The organism is Haemophilus haemolyticus, assembly GCF_001008275.1.
In the GTDB taxonomy this organism is placed as follows: domain Bacteria; phylum Pseudomonadota; class Gammaproteobacteria; order Enterobacterales; family Pasteurellaceae; genus Haemophilus; species Haemophilus haemolyticus_P.
This window is the reverse complement of the sequence record NZ_LCTH01000031.1, coordinates 23,238-38,146: the sequence shown is the minus strand read 5'-3', so window position 1 is coordinate 38,146 and position 14,909 is coordinate 23,238. Positions and strand designations below refer to the sequence as shown.

16 protein-coding genes, 1 other RNA gene and 3 pseudogenes are annotated in these 14,909 nt (G+C 38.7%); 8 read left to right on the top strand and 12 right to left on the bottom strand.

Annotated elements, in window-relative coordinates; genetic code table 11:
• Nucleotides 1-3 precede the first annotated feature (3 nt).
• The 12 genes and pseudogenes from AAX15_RS09720 to AAX15_RS04780 form a co-directional block, all read right to left on the bottom strand.
• Nucleotides 4-102 (bottom strand): annotated as a pseudogene (locus tag AAX15_RS09720) (IS3 family transposase); the annotation flags it as partial.
• A gap of 61 nt (nucleotides 103-163) precedes the next feature.
• Nucleotides 164-2,119: a site-specific recombinase gene (locus tag AAX15_RS04825; RefSeq protein WP_046939367.1), complete on the bottom strand. Its 1,956-nt coding sequence runs from the start codon at nucleotides 2,117-2,119 to the stop codon at nucleotides 164-166.
• Nucleotides 2,120-2,240: 121 nt separating this feature from the next.
• Nucleotides 2,241-2,381: pseudogene (locus AAX15_RS09320) on the bottom strand (integrase core domain-containing protein); the annotation flags it as partial.
• 184 nt (nucleotides 2,382-2,565) lie between these two features.
• Nucleotides 2,566-2,941 (bottom strand): annotated as a pseudogene (locus tag AAX15_RS04820) (transposase).
• Between the two features lie 87 nt (nucleotides 2,942-3,028).
• Nucleotides 3,029-3,883, bottom strand: coding sequence for a 3-deoxy-8-phosphooctulonate synthase (kdsA, locus tag AAX15_RS04815; RefSeq protein ID WP_046939365.1), 855 nt, complete (start codon nucleotides 3,881-3,883; stop codon nucleotides 3,029-3,031).
• A gap of 14 nt (nucleotides 3,884-3,897) precedes the next feature.
• Nucleotides 3,898-4,701, bottom strand: coding sequence for a SirB1 family protein (locus tag AAX15_RS04810; RefSeq protein ID WP_046939364.1), 804 nt, complete (start codon nucleotides 4,699-4,701; stop codon nucleotides 3,898-3,900).
• Nucleotides 4,701-5,579 carry a peptide chain release factor N(5)-glutamine methyltransferase gene (gene prmC / locus AAX15_RS04805; protein ID WP_046939363.1) on the bottom strand — a complete coding sequence of 293 codons (879 nt, stop codon included), beginning with the start codon at nucleotides 5,577-5,579 and terminating at the stop codon, nucleotides 4,701-4,703. The genes AAX15_RS04810 and prmC overlap by 1 nt, the downstream gene beginning before the upstream one ends.
• Nucleotides 5,579-6,019, bottom strand: a complete 441-nt coding sequence (locus AAX15_RS04800) for an RDD family protein (RefSeq protein WP_046939362.1) — start codon at nucleotides 6,017-6,019, stop codon at nucleotides 5,579-5,581. Before AAX15_RS04800 ends, prmC begins: the two co-directional genes overlap by 1 nt.
• A gap of 52 nt (nucleotides 6,020-6,071) precedes the next feature.
• On the bottom strand, nucleotides 6,072-7,154 hold the full coding sequence (gene prfA, locus AAX15_RS04795) for a peptide chain release factor 1 (protein WP_032803489.1): 1,083 nt from the start codon (nucleotides 7,152-7,154) through the stop codon (nucleotides 6,072-6,074).
• Nucleotides 7,155-7,247: 93 nt separating this feature from the next.
• Nucleotides 7,248-7,784, bottom strand: a complete 537-nt coding sequence (locus tag AAX15_RS04790; protein WP_046939361.1) for an elongation factor P hydroxylase — start codon at nucleotides 7,782-7,784, stop codon at nucleotides 7,248-7,250.
• 32 nt (nucleotides 7,785-7,816) lie between these two features.
• Complete coding sequence (gene dinB, locus AAX15_RS04785; RefSeq protein ID WP_046939360.1) at nucleotides 7,817-8,884, bottom strand: DNA polymerase IV; 1,068 nt, start codon at nucleotides 8,882-8,884, stop codon at nucleotides 7,817-7,819.
• Between the two features lie 65 nt (nucleotides 8,885-8,949).
• Complete coding sequence (locus AAX15_RS04780) at nucleotides 8,950-9,453, bottom strand: hypothetical protein (RefSeq protein ID WP_046939359.1); 504 nt, start codon at nucleotides 9,451-9,453, stop codon at nucleotides 8,950-8,952.
• 103 nt (nucleotides 9,454-9,556) lie between these two features.
• Between AAX15_RS04780 and ssrA the strand changes: the two genes are divergently transcribed.
• The 8 genes from ssrA to AAX15_RS04745 all read left to right on the top strand — a co-directional run bounded on the left by ssrA (nucleotide 9,557) and on the right by AAX15_RS04745 (nucleotide 14,831).
• Nucleotides 9,557-9,922, top strand: a transfer-messenger RNA (tmRNA) gene (gene ssrA, locus AAX15_RS09310).
• A gap of 239 nt (nucleotides 9,923-10,161) precedes the next feature.
• A complete protein-coding gene (locus AAX15_RS04775) occupies nucleotides 10,162-11,418 on the top strand; it encodes an integrase arm-type DNA-binding domain-containing protein (RefSeq protein WP_046939358.1) in 1,257 nt (418 codons plus the stop codon).
• Between the two features lie 502 nt (nucleotides 11,419-11,920).
• On the top strand, nucleotides 11,921-12,862 hold the full coding sequence (locus AAX15_RS04770; protein WP_046939357.1) for a hypothetical protein: 942 nt from the start codon (nucleotides 11,921-11,923) through the stop codon (nucleotides 12,860-12,862).
• Nucleotides 12,863-13,063: 201 nt separating this feature from the next.
• Entirely contained in the window at nucleotides 13,064-13,312 is a 249-nt protein-coding gene (locus AAX15_RS04765; RefSeq protein ID WP_005641968.1) for a helix-turn-helix transcriptional regulator, read from the top strand.
• Between the two features lie 10 nt (nucleotides 13,313-13,322).
• Nucleotides 13,323-13,583, top strand: coding sequence for a helix-turn-helix domain-containing protein (locus tag AAX15_RS04760; protein WP_046939356.1), 261 nt, complete (start codon nucleotides 13,323-13,325; stop codon nucleotides 13,581-13,583).
• Between the two features lie 13 nt (nucleotides 13,584-13,596).
• Nucleotides 13,597-14,049, top strand: a complete 453-nt coding sequence (locus AAX15_RS04755) for a hypothetical protein (protein ID WP_046939355.1) — start codon at nucleotides 13,597-13,599, stop codon at nucleotides 14,047-14,049.
• A 23-nt stretch (nucleotides 14,050-14,072) separates the two neighbouring features.
• Nucleotides 14,073-14,375 (top strand): hypothetical protein, encoded by a 303-nt coding sequence (locus AAX15_RS04750; protein ID WP_046939354.1) that lies wholly within the window; start codon nucleotides 14,073-14,075, stop codon nucleotides 14,373-14,375.
• A 78-nt stretch (nucleotides 14,376-14,453) separates the two neighbouring features.
• A complete protein-coding gene (locus tag AAX15_RS04745) occupies nucleotides 14,454-14,831 on the top strand; it encodes a hypothetical protein (RefSeq protein WP_046939353.1) in 378 nt (125 codons plus the stop codon).
• Nucleotides 14,832-14,909 lie beyond the last annotated feature (78 nt).

Genomic DNA, 14,909 nt, shown 5'->3' with positions numbered 1-14,909 from the left:
TAGTTAACTTAAATATTGAGCTCGGTATTGCACTGGGCTCAATCCTTTGAAAGCAAGTTTAATTCGTTTTTAGTTGTAATACACTAAATATTCTTCAATTTCAGCCTGTAATTCAGCGATTGAGTGATAAGTCCGAGAGTGGGGTGCAGATCACTTAAGCCGATTATTTATCTAATTGAACAGGAAGAAATAAGCTTAATGGACGTTTTTTCACAATTTGACAAACTTCATACCAAATTGGCCACCAGCTATCAATTTCCGCATTCAAAGAACGCAGTGCAACCCAAAGCGTTAATGAAAAACTGACAACTAAATTCACTAAACCAATCAGCAACACAAAACCAATGCATTGTAAAAGCAATAAATAGGTGAATTGTCCGCTCACTGCAATATAGCCTACATTCGCAGATGAAAATGCTACATGACGAATATCTAACGGAAGATGCGTTAAGTAACCTACCACACCGGTAATCCCAAGTAACATACCAAAGCAAAGGTTACCGATAAGCGAGCCATAATTCTCATGCATATAATTAGCAAATTTAACGCGAGATTTCTCAGACATTAATTTTTTCAATAACGGATGTTGGGTTAAACGCATACGCATATTCAAATAATTGCTGCGGTTATCAAAATAACCCGAAATAATCCCTGAACAGAATAACCATACACCCGCAATGGCTGCAAACCATAAAGTTCCCGCAAAAGGATCAATGCTATGCAACTGATAAGCGATTTGATCAGCATTCATCAACGGCTCACCTGTTTTATATTGGTAACCAAAAGCAATCAATGCAGCCAATCCCATCGCAATGAGCACATTACCTAGCACCGCAATACTTTGAGAGCGAAATACATCCACTAATAATTGAGCTAATTTCATATTGACGCTTTTACCTTGAGGTGTTTTCTCAACAGCCTCAGCAAAACGGGCTGCAGTCATGGCTGGCTGTTTCGTTGCAACCGTAAAATGCAACATAAAGATCACCATAAAACCTAAGCCGTAATTTAAGCCTTCGGCAATCCCTTTCCAGACTTTGTCATCAATAATGCTGCCTAGATAGATTTTAAATAGCGCCATCAGTGCAATTAATACACCACCACCTGCCGCAGAATAAAACATTGCCCAATACTCTTTTTTATCTCGAGTAATGTAATGCTCTCCGTGATCGCCCGCATTTTGGGTAATACTACGTGAAATTAATCCTGAGCTTTGTTTCCATAATCGGATGATGCTATGTTTTTCTGCTGCTGCGCGGGCAAAACAGCCAGTTAATAACAATATTCGGCGTGGTAAATAGCGATTTGAAACAAAAATCGCCATCAAGGTTTCTAATCGTTCTAAGGTCTGAGAAAGACGCTCCAATAAATAAGCCGTATTTAAAGAAGAACCCACCACTGCTCCACGTTTTTGCAAACGCTCAACCAATTTTTTACATTGGCTAAACATTACCTGTAAATGGCTATCATCAAAAACGGTTGATTGGCGGCGCGCCTGTAACCAATTCACCAGTTCATGGTGTAATGCCACAAAAGGGGAATCTGCGTTCAACAGAGAGGGCTCCATTCGCATCAGCTCAGGATCCATATCTTCAGCAGCAATCCAAATTGAAAGCATCTCAATGGCAAATAGCCCTTCACTTTCAATATGATTTTTTAAACGCTCACGATCTTTTTGTTCTGTACAACGGGTTAAGACGCCAAATACGCCTCGCCACGTTTTTAAAGGAACGGCATCAATCCAGCGTGCATCATTTTTATCGCTAAATAATAAATAAAAAATATCACGTAAATCATTAATATCTTTAAAAGAGGGGTTAAAACGCTCATAAATACGCGTTTTCATCTCCTGTCCAAAACCGCCACGTGTAAGAATACCGCTACTAATAAACAAGGGGTAAAGGCGTAAACCACATAACCAACCACATAATAATTTCGAAACAGAACATCCTAATTCTTTATCTTTCTTTAAGATAAACTTAAACAAATGCAAGGTCGGAGAAATTTTTTCTGTGGAGCTGCTACGTAATAATTGGCACAAGCCCTCCACGAGACCAAAGGCATCGTTTTCCGCCACTTTGTTACGCAAAAATTGCGGTAAGGTATCGATTTTAATCATGAGCTTCCCCCTCATATCGTTTATATTCAAAAGCGTGACATTATACAGCGCTGTTGGATAAAGTAAAAATTAACGGAAAAAGCGATCTGCCCCCCAAAAAAGTTGGACAGGTTAGTTAACTTAAATATTCTTCAATTTCAGCCTGTAATTCAGCGATTGAATGATAACTCCGTGAGTAAAAGCACTCTGATTTTAGTATCGCAAAAAAACTTTCAATCACCCCATTATCGTAGCAATTTCCTCGGCGACTCATACTTTGAACCGCTTTACCTTTTGGCGTAATTTGAGCGTCATGGGGCGATAACCATCTCGGTTTTTGTTCTTTTTATACGGCGATAAAATAGCTTCTTTAGCTTCGTGATAGTTTCGCTTAATCTCTTTATAGTAAAAGCTTGAGCGAGGCATTTTAGCCACTCGAAATAAATCATTTAACGCGTGGTTTGGCTTCAAGCTTTCAATGATTTTTCTTTTTTCTGTCGCTGTTTTTGACGGTCGAGCGCCTCTAACTCCTTTAGGTAGGCAATCTCCGCACTAGCCAAGTGCGAGCTCTCGTTGTAACTTTTTAAACGCTTTAGGTGAAAAGTCTGTGGTTTCTTGAATTTCAATGTCTTTCTTTTTCATCTTTGGCTTCACTATTTTCGGTGTTTTAAGGTTTGTATAAGGCGATTTTACGCCATCAAGCCCTCTTTCCCGAAATGCTTTTAGCCAATAAATGACGAGAACGTGGGAAATTTGATGAAGTTTAGCCACCTCACGGATACAATAATCCTGTTCAGTGACGAGTTTGATAATTTTCAAACGAAATTGATAAGAGTAGGACATAATCTGCACCTCAAAATAGGTGTCCAGGTTTTGGGGTGCAGATCAAAGTGCGGTCAAAATTAACCGCACTTTTGCTTAAATATTTTCTTAGATAGAAGTATCCAATTCTGGGAAAGATTTTACTAAATCATCAATCGCTTTCATTTGAGACACAAAGCCTTCAAGAGCAGAAAGAGGCAATGCAGAAGGGCCATCACATTTCGCTTGATTTGGATTTGGATGCGCTTCTAAGAATAAACCTGCAATTCCTACCGCTAAACCTGAACGCGCGAGTTCGGTTACTTGTGCGCGACGGCCACCTGATGCCGCTCCAAATGGATCACGGCATTGAAGTGAATGGGTTACATCAAAAATAACTGGGCTACCCTTAGATGCTTTTTTCATGACGCTGAAACCAAGCATATCCACAATTAAATTATCGTATCCAAAGTTTGTTCCACGATCACAAAGAATGATTTTATCGTTACCACATTCTTCAAACTTATCGACGATATTGCCCATTTGACCTGGGCTTAAGAATTGTGGTTTTTTCACATTAATCACTGCGCCTGTTTTTGCCATTGCTTCAACGAGATCTGTTTGACGCGCCAAAAAGGCTGGAAGTTGAATAATATCGACAACATCTGCAACAGGCTGACATTGATAGATTTCGTGTACATCAGTAATAATTTTTACACCAAACGTATCTTTTAATTCTTGGAAAATTTTTAAGCCTTCTTCCATGCCTGGGCCACGGTAAGAATGAATAGACGAACGATTCGCTTTGTCAAAAGAAGCTTTAAACACGTAAGGCACGCCAAGTTTCTCCGTCACTTTCACATAAGCTTCACAGACTTGCATTGCCATATCTCGGCTTTCAAGTACGTTCATTCCACCAAAAAGCACGAAAGGTTTATCATTTGCAACATCAATATTGCCGATTTTTACAATTTTATTTTGCATAAATTTTCCTTAAATCAATGGAGGGCAAAATGATCTTTATCAATCTCGCCCTTAAGTTCTAAAAGTTGAGTTCGGATTAAAGCCGCAGTTGGGTCTTCCGGACAACGTTCCACAAAAAATTCTAAATCTTTTAATGCCGAAAGGTAAGCACCCATCTGAGCTAAAACTAAACCGCGATCACGGATGTGATAAGGATCTTCATCATTGCCAATCAATAAATTCTCAATATAACGGTATGCCATGTCGTTATGTTCTTCGCGGATGAGCGCATTCTTCGCCAGTTGCTCAAAACGAGAATAAAGTAAAGAAAGATCAGCTCTATCAAGTTCTTCAGGTTGAATTTGCACACCAAAGCCAAATGCCCCTTCATAAAATTGCTGTAATTTTTCTTGCGATATATAAGTGCCATCCCAAGGATCAATAAAAGCCACTTCATCTCTTACTTCAGCACGTAAAATGAGCTGTGTTGGGAAATTTACTGGGTAAATCGGTAAATCCAATACCTCAGCTAAATAAAGCACAATTGCCCCAAGAGTCACTGGCATACCTTGACGATTTTGAAACACATAAGGCAAATATAAATTGCGAGCATAAAAATAATCTTCTGGATCGCAATGAAAGCCCCAATCACCATAAAATAACTGTAATAACTGATGAATTTGCTCTTCTTTCGGCCAATCTGGCGAAATTTCTTTACGCGCTCGACGCACAAGCCCACCGATTTTTCCCCGAAGTTGCGCTTCTGATGTGCCATCATCTGAGATGGTATTATAAAAATGCACAAATTGATCGTATAACGCACGTCGATAATATTTCATTACTTCTTCCAAAAACCTAAAGTGACGCGCTCATTGTCGCCATAATCACGCACGGTTTCAACCATTTCCCAATGATTTTCTTGGAAAATTGACCGCACTTTTTCGCCTTGTTGCCATCCGTGTTCAAGTAATAATGCGCCATTAGAATTCAAATAACTCGGCGCTAATTCAATAATATGACGCAAATCAGCATAACCCGCATCATTGGCAACTAATGCAGAAAGCGGTTCAAAACGCACATCGCCTTGACGTAAATGTTCATCTTGAGCATCAATATAAGGCGGATTGCTGACAATAAGATCAAACTGCCCTGTTATATTTTCAAACCAACGGCTCTGCAAAAATTGTACATTTAACTTATTTCTTTCTGCATTAGATTGAGCTAACTCCACAACATCAGGCATAAGATCAACACCAATTATTTCTAATGAAATTTGTCGTTTTTGACAAATAGGTGAAAGCTCCGATGCTAATGCTAACGCGATAGCGCCTGTGCCTGTGCCAAGATCAAGAATACGAAAGTGCTGTGGATTTTTTTCCAGTTTTTTCAAAGCAATTTGTAATGCTTTCTCTACGAGAATTTCAGTATCTGGACGAGGAATTAATGTTCCTTCAGAAACATTTAATGTCAACGACCAAAATTCTTTTTCACCAAGAATATAAGCGATAGGTTCGCCTTTTAGACGACGATCTAAAAGTGCGGTCAAATTTAACCGCACTTTTTCATCAATCTCGGTATCATCAAAAGCAAGGATTTGGGTACGCGATTTACCAGTAGCATGTTGAAGAAGTACAAGCGCATCAATTTTACTATTTTCAGTGGGATTTTTTTGTGCTAAATCCGCAATCGCTTGTGCCAGCCATTCTTTATAATTCATTATTTTTCGTCTTTTAACACAATTGTGCCAGCCAATAAATCAGTTAAAGAACGACGATCATCGCGCACAAGTGCAACAATACCGCTAATAATCAATAAGAAACTTGTCCATGCCAATAAAATATCAATAATCTCACGGCCGATGTATTTACCAAATTCAACAGGCTGATTAGTATGATAATTAAATACTCGCAAGCCTAACCAGCGTTTTGCCATTGTCTGGCCATAAGTTTTCATGAAATATAACTGAAAACCAGCATATACAATCGTCCCCACTACACCAGCAAAATCCCCCAATGCAAAACCGAGACCAACCATTATCCAAAGTACAAGCCCATTAATCATACTCGCAAGCCAACGTTTAAAACGGCTCGCTTGAGCGGGTTGAGAAGGTTTGAAAGCAGAAGAAAATTCAGCATCTTTTTGATTTTCAATGATCATTTTATTTCCCTGTAAAGTTAAAAAGGACATCTGAAACCAGATGCCCCTATCATTAATTCTGTTCAGACAATGCCGCCAACTGATCCGCTTGATATTCGGTAATAATCGGCTGAATCAGTTCATCAATTTTACCATTCATCACTTCATCCAAACGGTAAATAGTGAGATTAATACGGTGATCGGTTACTCGACCTTGCGGATAATTATATGTACGGATTTTATCGGATCGATCGCCCGAACCTAATAAGTTACGGCGCATATCTGTTTGTTCTGCAGCTTGGCGTTCTTGCTCTGCTTGAACAATACGTGACGCTAATACCGACATTGCTTTCGCTTTATTTTTGTGCTGTGAACGCTCATCCTGACATTCCACCACAATACCTGTTGGAATATGTGTAATACGCACCGCAGAATCCGTTGTATTTACGTGCTGACCACCAGCGCCTGATGAGCGGTAAGTATCAATACGTAAATCTGCTGGATTGATTTCTGGCATTTCAGATTCAGGTAATTCTGGCATAACCGCAACAGTACAAGCAGACGTGTGGATACGCCCTTGCGATTCGGTTTTTGGTACACGTTGCACACGATGACCACCAGACTCAAACTTTAACTGACCATACACACCTTCGCCAGTGACTTTAACAATCACCTCTTTATAACCGCCTTGCTCACTTTCGTTAGCACTTAGCATTTCTACACGCCAGCGTTTACTTTCTGCATAACGGCTATACATACGGAATAAATCACCTGCAAAAATACCCGCTTCATCACCACCAGTTCCCGCGCGGATTTCTAAATAGCAGTTATATTCATCATTAGGATCTTTCGGCAATAAAAGAATTTGAAGTTGTTGTTCTACTTCTTCAATTTCCGCTTTGGATTCTTCGATTTCCATTTGCGCCATTTCTTTCATTTCAGGATCGTCGAGCAATATTTCAGCTTCTTCGATATTTTGATTTAATTGCGTCCAACGATTAAAACATTTCACCACTTCTTCAAGTTGCGAATATTCTTTAGAATACGCACGGAATTTATCCTGATCACTAATTACAGAAACATCGCCCAATAAGGCTTCTAGCTCTTCATAACGTTCTTTTAAACTTTCTAATTTTGCAATAATGGAATCTTTCATCATTTATAAGTCACCGAAAATAAAATCGGCGTATTCTAGCCGATTTTAGGGAAAATTGACAGTGTCAAAAGTGCGGTTAAAAATCACCGCTCTTTAAATACGCGTCACATCAAATTTACTTAAATCAATACGATCTTCTGTGCCATAAAACATAGCAAGCGCATGACGTAGCGTTTCAGCTCGTTTTGGTAAACCTTTTTCCGCGTAGATTTTCACTTGCTCATACACGGCTTGTTTAAAAGGCTGTGTATCACCCGGATTGCCATTCAAATTATCCGCACTAGCAAAATAACGAAAATCTGCCGCCGTCGCCAAAATCCACTCTAATGCTTGCGGTTTAACTTCAACTTTTTCAAAATCACGCTGACGTTCTTCTGAACGTCCATCTGGCTCATACCAATAACCAAAATCTTCTAGTTTACGGCGTTCTTTGCCTGCTACTAACCAATGGGCAATTTCGTGCAAGGCACTGCTGTAAAAGCCTCTAGCAAAATAAATCGCGTTATAAGGCACTTCATTATTTGCGGGTAAATAAATCGGCTCATCACCGCCTTTGACTAAGCGAGTGTTGTATTCCTCTTCAAAACATTGATTAAAAATTGCAATAATATCTTCTAATTTATGTTCCATAATATCGACTCCTAAAAAGCTGTGAGATTATATCACCAGAGGCTCATTTGTTCTTGTTTATTTTCTTCAGGTAAATTGACATGTAGCCCAATTAAACGAATCGTTCGCCCTTTTGCTCTCATAAAAATTTGAGGAAGTAATTGCTGAAAACTCTCCAAAGAAAGAGGCAAACCAGTTTTCTCTAAAGTGGTTACTTGAAAATCTTCAAATTTAAACTTTACGCCAATTTTATGGAATGAAGATAACGGTATATTAGGACTAACACGTTCAAGGCGACGAATTAACTCTTGATAAAGATTATTCAATAAGGCTGAAGCTTGCTCAATTGTGTGAATGTTTTCAAGCAAAGTTTGTTCTACGCCAACTGATTTACGTTCACGATGGGCTTGTACTTCACGATCATCAATGCCATGACTAAAATCCCAAATACGTTTACCCGCTTTACCAAATTGATTTAATAAGACGATTTGATCAAAGTTTTGAATGTCAGCACAAGTTTCTAATCCCATATCAAGTAATCGTTGTGATGTTACTTTACCCACACCAGGAATTTTATTTAAAGGTAAGGTTTTAATGAATTCACTGACTTCGTTCGGCTTAATCACAAATTGCCCATTAGGTTTATTCATATCCGAGGCAATTTTGGCAAGGAATTTTAAAGGCGCAATACCCGCTGAAGCCGTTAATTTCAATTCATCAAAAATAGCTTGGCGGATTTCTTGTGCGATCCAAGTCGCTGAACCTGAACATTTTTGGCAATGCGTAACATCTAAATAAGCTTCATCTAAAGAAAGTGGTTCAATAATATCGGTATAACGCTGGAAGATTTGATGAATTTGCGCCGAAACTTGTTTATACAACGTCATATTCACAGGCACAAGAATAAGATTAGGACACTTTTTTATGGCCTGAGCCGTTGGCATTGCACTATGCAAACCAAATTTTCTCGCCTCATAATTACAAGTTGTTAATACACCACGTTGACGAGAAGAACCACCTACAGCAACAGGCTTTCCCTGCAAATTAGGATTTTCACGAATCTCAATCGATGCGTAAAAACAATCCATATCAATGTGAATAATTTTTTTATCTTGTAGCATAAAAAAAGTGCGGTTAAATTTTATTTAGTATAACCGCACTTTAATTACTGTTCAAGTATACATGATTAATTATCAGAAACGACTCTCTTATCTTTAAACATGACTGAACGTTCAATTTTATACACATGAATAGGTTCTTGTGTATTCATAAAAATTGAACGGTATTTTTCATCAATTTGAGCAAATGGAATTTGTAAATTGATTGTCAGAGACTTGCCTGGTAATAAGGTATTTTCTAATTCTATTTGCATATCTTGGCTATGCACAACTTGACGATTATGCACATACACACTCATCCATTGAATATTTTGAATCGGGAATTCACTTTTATTCGTAATGGTATATTTAAAGCGAGAAAGCGCTTGACCATCCTCACCTACCACAATATCTCTATCGCCAACATCAATAGAAATAGCATAGTTAACATACTTAGGGTAGCTTTTTTCTTCAGTTGCAGTTTTTTCTACACTTTTAGGTTTTTCCTTTGAAACATTTTCTTTTGCAATTGCAGAAGAAATTGAACAACTAGCTACAAACAAAGCGAGTACTAAATATTTAAAAAATGACATTATTTTCTCCTATAAAACGCCGAAATTTTACCCTAACTCTCGCATTTAATAAATACCGCTCTTTTTCTTCTGCTTGTTTTTTGTTAGACTAGTCTACAATTTTGGGGCTGATTCTGGATTCGACGGGATTAGCGAAGCCCAAGGTGCACGTCGAGGTGCGGTAGGCCTCGTAAATAAACCGCAAAAAAATAGTCGCAAACGACGAACAATACGCTTTAGCAGCTTAATAACCTGCATTTAGCCTTCGCGCCCCAGCTTCCGCTCGTAAGACGGGGATAACGCGGAGTCAAACCAAAACGAGATCGTGTGGAAGCCACCGTTTGAGGATCGAAGCACTAAATTGAATCAAACTAGCTTAAGTTTAGCGTGTCTGTCCGCATGCTTAAGTGAAATTAAAGACGAGACTAAACGTGTAGTGCTGAAGGTAGAGTAATTTCGGACGGGGGTTCAACTCCCCCCAGCTCCACCAACAATCAAAATCATACGTCATTATACGACATTACAAAGCCTTGATTTTACTGGAATCAAGGCTTTTTTATTCCCTATACGCCACTATAAAACACTATTTAACCCTAGAATTTTAGGAGTAGATTTAGTAGGATCTTTTTTAACAAGGAAAAAATTATACTCCTAAAACGCTAAAACCCCTTGCAAACACTGGGTGCAACCGCTATCAGTTTTATACTACTAAAATAAGGCTGTACTACTATGGCACGTACTACTAAAACTCTTTCTAATACCCAAATAGAGAAAGCGAAACCAAAAGATAAACCCTACAAGCTAATAGATGGACAAGGTTTATTTTTATCTATAACGCCCAATGGCTCTAAGCTATGGCGATTTAATTATTACAAGCCTTTTACTACTCCACCTAAACGCACTGAAATTAGTCTAGGGTCATTCCCTGATTTATCGTTAGCAGAGGCGCGCACAATCCGTGAAGAATATCGTGCACTATTGGCGCAAAATATAGACCCTAAAACTCACAGGGAGCACCTACACAAAACAAAGACAGATGATTTAGCTAATACTTATGAATCGATGGCGTGGGCGTGGTTCGAATATCGTAAGACAAAAAAGAACTTTTCTTTGGATTATCAAAAAGACGTGGCCAGCCTAATAAGAAGAAATCTTTTACCGCACTTTGGCGCATTGCCTATCTCTGCAATTACCGCCCCTATGGCATTGAAAGCGTTCAAACGCTATCAAGATGAGGGAACGCTAGAGAAACTTAAGCGCACCATTCAAAAGCACAATGAAATAATGTCTTACGCCTTGCATAGAGGCTACATATCAAGCAACCCTACCGAAAAAATATCTAAAGAATTTGATAGCCCTACGGTAGAGCACTTTAAAACCATTAAGCCAGAAGATTTAGGGGAATTTCTTTACACCTTAAACAATGCTCAAATTCACTTACAGACTCGTTTTTTAATTCTATGGCAGATGCTCACTATGACACGCCCAAATGAGGCGGCTACCGCAAGATATGAGGATATTGATGAGCAAGCGAGAATATGGACGATTTACATCAAAAAAGGGATTAAAGAAACAGACAAAGGGCGTGAGCATAAAATCACTCTATCACGGCAAGCGATGGCATTATTGCGAGAAATTAAAAAACGAAGTGAAAGTAAGGTTTATTTATTCCCTAGCGCAAAGAACCCTCAAACCCACGTAAACACACAAACGGCAAATTCTGCAATAAAGCGCATGGGTTATCACGGTAAATTAGTTGCGCACGGATTGAGAGCTATCGCAAGCACCTATTTGAATGACAAAGGCTATGATAGTGAATTAATCGAGGTTGCTCTATCGCACATGAAATCAGACAGAATCAAGGCGGCCTATGACAGGGGAGAACGATTAGAGCAACGTTTTAAACTCTTACAGGTATGGGGCGATTTTATCGAGGAATGTTCAAACGGTGCATTGCCTAAGCATCATTTGAAAATGGTTGTTTAAGCCACCACCGATAGCCGATAACAAGTAACGTTATCGGTTATTTTTTTGTCTATTTTTTTATATACCCCTTGTGATTTTTTTTATAAATCTTAATCACTTATTCACTTATTCACTTCTAATATTTATATCTTTTTGATTTTAAATAAAAAAATAGAGTAAAAAGAGAAGTGATTAACAAGTGATAAAGTGATTACTGGAATAGGCAAGATTATTTTTTAACCAAAAAAGTGGTAAGGCTAATTGGAGAGTGAAGAATAGAGATGCAATTGTGATGCTGGCGGCAGGTAAGGAAAGCGAAGAAAATTTATACTTGAACTGTACAAAATAGCAGGTAAAATAGGCGCTATAAAGCACTATATAACAATATAGACTAGCATTGCGATATAGATTCAAATTAAGTGCGGCTAGGTGCGGACTAATTACCCACACCGAAAGAATAAAACCCTATTTTTATTTTGCCGCACTTCCTTTCATAAATAGGGGCAACGCATAGGGGCGTTTTATGATTGATATTCAAGGCGAGCTATTACAGATAAAACAACAACGAGAGCAAAAATATATTTCAATCACTGAGCTGTTAGATTTTATAAAAAAATACAATCCAAATTCCTCATTCCAAGATATAGCGACATACCTTTTAGTAAAACTTGCACCTAACGATATTAGAAAAACGGACGAAGATATATGGGGAGATGAGCAATATGATTTCTGGCAAGAGCAAAATGGAATTGCAGTATTTAATATACCTAAATCGATTGATGAAAAAGAAACTTATATTCATCCAAATTTTTTCTTTGAGGCTTTAGAAACTGTTAGAGATAACCCAGAAGGTGTAGACTTCTATGAAGGTTGGGGATTTGCTGAAGAGGCAAGAATTTACCTAAAGAAGGGACAGCAGGATATTTATATTGATAGAGCACGTATAGAAAAACTTTTAAGTATTGATACTCTTACGCAGCATGAGCAATATAAGCCAACAGAAATAAATAATACTCACAATGAAAGTGCAGAAATTAACAAGCTAAATGCCCGGATTACTGAGCTTGAAAATACTCATATAGATACAGAAAAAGATTCAATCATTGCGCAATTACAGTTAAAAAACGCAGAACTACAAACGCGTATTTCTGAACTTGAAGACAAAGCACAACAAAGTGCGGTAGATTCTGAACCAGTTTTAGGAAATGGAAAGGTAACACGAATTAGTAAAATTCAGAGAGATATTTTTACCTTGCTTATATTGAAAAACTATCAAGGAATGGAAAGTAGAAATGCGCTTTTTGATGTAATCAATGCAGATCTAAAAGAGCAAGGAATCAACAATAAGGGCGCAAGCTATCAAACCTTTGATAATCTAATTGATGAAAATATCCGTTTAACTAAAATAGGTTTAGATGGAAAGCAAATATCGCATAGCCCGTTCCCTAGCAAAATTACAAAGTAACTTTTAAATTAAGCCCTTTAATGTTTTAAATTAAGGGCTTTTTTATTGCTATTCTTTTAAATTAAGCCTTAATTTAAAACCACTTTCTTAATAACAAACCAACAAATAGAACCCACCTAAATAATTCCCCACAATACCCCTCGAACCGCAAATGACACTATAAGGCGGTATATGTATCTATCTACAACATAAGGGGGCATTATGCCAGACAAAACGATCACACCACCAAACGACACAGAACAAGCACCACGCTTTTTAAGACGTAAATCAACTGCTGAACGATTAGGCGTGAGCCTTACCACCTTAGACGACTGGCGCAATCCAAAAGCCAAACGCTATCGCCCTGACTTCCCTAAGGCAATCAAGGTAGCAAACGGGGCGACTTGTTTCCTTGAATCTGAAATTAATGCTTACGTTTTAAAACTCGCCAACGAATGTAGAGTTAGCTAAGGCGGAAATGATGGCAATCAATACAACTAGCGTTTATGAGCAACAGAAATACATTTTACAGCGCTTATATGTGCGCCCGCATAGTACCAACGAATTGCGAGAGCTAGGGATTTACTTCCCACCTGCACGAATTAAGGAACTCAGAGATAAAGGTTTTCATATTGATACCTTTTACCGCAAAGAAACCGACTCAAGCGGATTGGCGCACCGCGTGGGCGTGTATGTACTGCACCAAAATGAAGTAAGCCAAAATCATCAATATAACGACTAAGGAAAAATTAAAAATGACCGATTGCAAAGACTGCACAACAGAACAAGGGCGTAAAGATTTAATTAATACCCCGATTTCAATTACTTATTCAAAGGCGCAATTTCCGCATTTAACGGTAACTTCTGAAGATTGGGAGGTAAATACCGTTTTATGGCTTGATGTGGGCGATTTTCTGCCGTTAGGCATTGACGCTGACACAATGCAAGAGGCGTTGATCATGATTGCTTTTCTTCAACAAAGCACAAAAGCCCCATTACTGATTGATGAGGAAATGCAACAAGAGCTTACCGCACTTTCTGAAAATGGCATGGCATTTAACCCGATGAAAAAAGGAAATGGCGCACTCATTCCACTTGCTGAAATCCTTTCCACTGATACCAAACAAGAAACCATGCGACACCTTGAACAACAATTTTGCCAAGATGAAAAACTGACATTTACCGAAATGGGCGGAATGTTGAATTAAACGAGCAAGGAGCGACTGAAAAAATGGCTAATACAAATCAACAGACCAACACCCAAAAATGCAAGCACGTAACGCTATGGACGATTTCGGACACGTTAGACCGCTTACGATACCTAACCGATACTGCAATCAACGGCACGATTCTTGATTATCCCGATAAAGATGGGAATGAGCCACCAGCAACCCCTAAGCAAATCTATGAATTAATCCTTGAAGAAGTAGATTGTGCCATTGAGCAAGTAAACGACTTAAAACGGCAAATCGAAGTGTTGGCTATTCATCAAGAACATAGAGCCGATGCGAATTATTTACCGCTGGTGGATTAACAGGAGTTTTGCGACCAGTACGCGCGCGCGAGGGGTGCGCCCAAATTTAGGCATACCCAAAGATAAGAGGTTTAAAAAATGAGCTACGGAAAAGAGATAGAAAGCCAATTTGCGAAAGCCTATGCCCGAATGGGTAACGCTAAGCACGCTTTATTGGCAGTTTTAGGTGATGAGCGAGCTAATCGAATGAAACCGCACACACTACGAGCAAGAGCCAGTGACCTACTGAATCATTGCCGAGTATGGGAACAAATTGAGCAGGAAAAAGCAGAGATGCAACAACGTGGGGAGACCTTACCGCATTACAGGGGAAGAACATGGCGGGCGGATTTGATCAGTAATGAAGTCTATGAGCCGATAAAGATACCGCCCCGCCCTTTTGTTATTCCTCGTGGAATGAAAGGGTTGTTTAAGGAGATGGGGCGGTTAAAAAGATCCACCATGAAAACCCCATGATTTTTTTAATTAGTAACAAGAAGATCCGCTAATAAAAGGGTAAGTATTTAATGAAATGCACCATAGCAAAAAAACAAT

Bases quoted from the DNA above. Each gene is read 5' to 3' on its own strand.
- AAX15_RS04780 (WP_046939359.1), bottom strand. From the start codon at position 9,453: ATGTCATTTTTTAAATATTTAGTACTCGCTTTGTTTGTAGCTAGTTGT.
- AAX15_RS04790 (WP_046939361.1), bottom strand. From the start codon at position 7,784: ATGGAACATAAATTAGAAGATATTATTGCAATTTTTAATCAATGTTTT.
- prfA (WP_032803489.1), bottom strand. From the start codon at position 7,154: ATGAAAGATTCCATTATTGCAAAATTAGAAAGTTTAAAAGAACGTTAT.
- AAX15_RS04760 (WP_046939356.1), top strand. From the start codon at position 13,323: ATGGCAATCAATACAACTAGCGTTTATGAGCAACAGAAATACATTTTA.
- prmC (WP_046939363.1), bottom strand. From the start codon at position 5,579: ATGAATTATAAAGAATGGCTGGCACAAGCGATTGCGGATTTAGCACAA.
- AAX15_RS04750 (WP_046939354.1), top strand. From the start codon at position 14,073: ATGGCTAATACAAATCAACAGACCAACACCCAAAAATGCAAGCACGTA.
- AAX15_RS04775 (WP_046939358.1), top strand. From the start codon at position 10,162: ATGGCACGTACTACTAAAACTCTTTCTAATACCCAAATAGAGAAAGCG.
- AAX15_RS04765 (WP_005641968.1), top strand. From the start codon at position 13,064: ATGCCAGACAAAACGATCACACCACCAAACGACACAGAACAAGCACCA.
- AAX15_RS04800 (WP_046939362.1), bottom strand. From the start codon at position 6,019: ATGATCATTGAAAATCAAAAAGATGCTGAATTTTCTTCTGCTTTCAAA.
- AAX15_RS04755 (WP_046939355.1), top strand. From the start codon at position 13,597: ATGACCGATTGCAAAGACTGCACAACAGAACAAGGGCGTAAAGATTTA.
- AAX15_RS04810 (WP_046939364.1), bottom strand. From the start codon at position 4,701: ATGAAATATTATCGACGTGCGTTATACGATCAATTTGTGCATTTTTAT.
- kdsA (WP_046939365.1), bottom strand. From the start codon at position 3,883: ATGCAAAATAAAATTGTAAAAATCGGCAATATTGATGTTGCAAATGAT.
- AAX15_RS04825 (WP_046939367.1), bottom strand. From the start codon at position 2,119: ATGATTAAAATCGATACCTTACCGCAATTTTTGCGTAACAAAGTGGCG.
- AAX15_RS04745 (WP_046939353.1), top strand. From the start codon at position 14,454: ATGAGCTACGGAAAAGAGATAGAAAGCCAATTTGCGAAAGCCTATGCC.
- AAX15_RS04770 (WP_046939357.1), top strand. From the start codon at position 11,921: ATGATTGATATTCAAGGCGAGCTATTACAGATAAAACAACAACGAGAG.
- dinB (WP_046939360.1), bottom strand. From the start codon at position 8,884: ATGCTACAAGATAAAAAAATTATTCACATTGATATGGATTGTTTTTAC.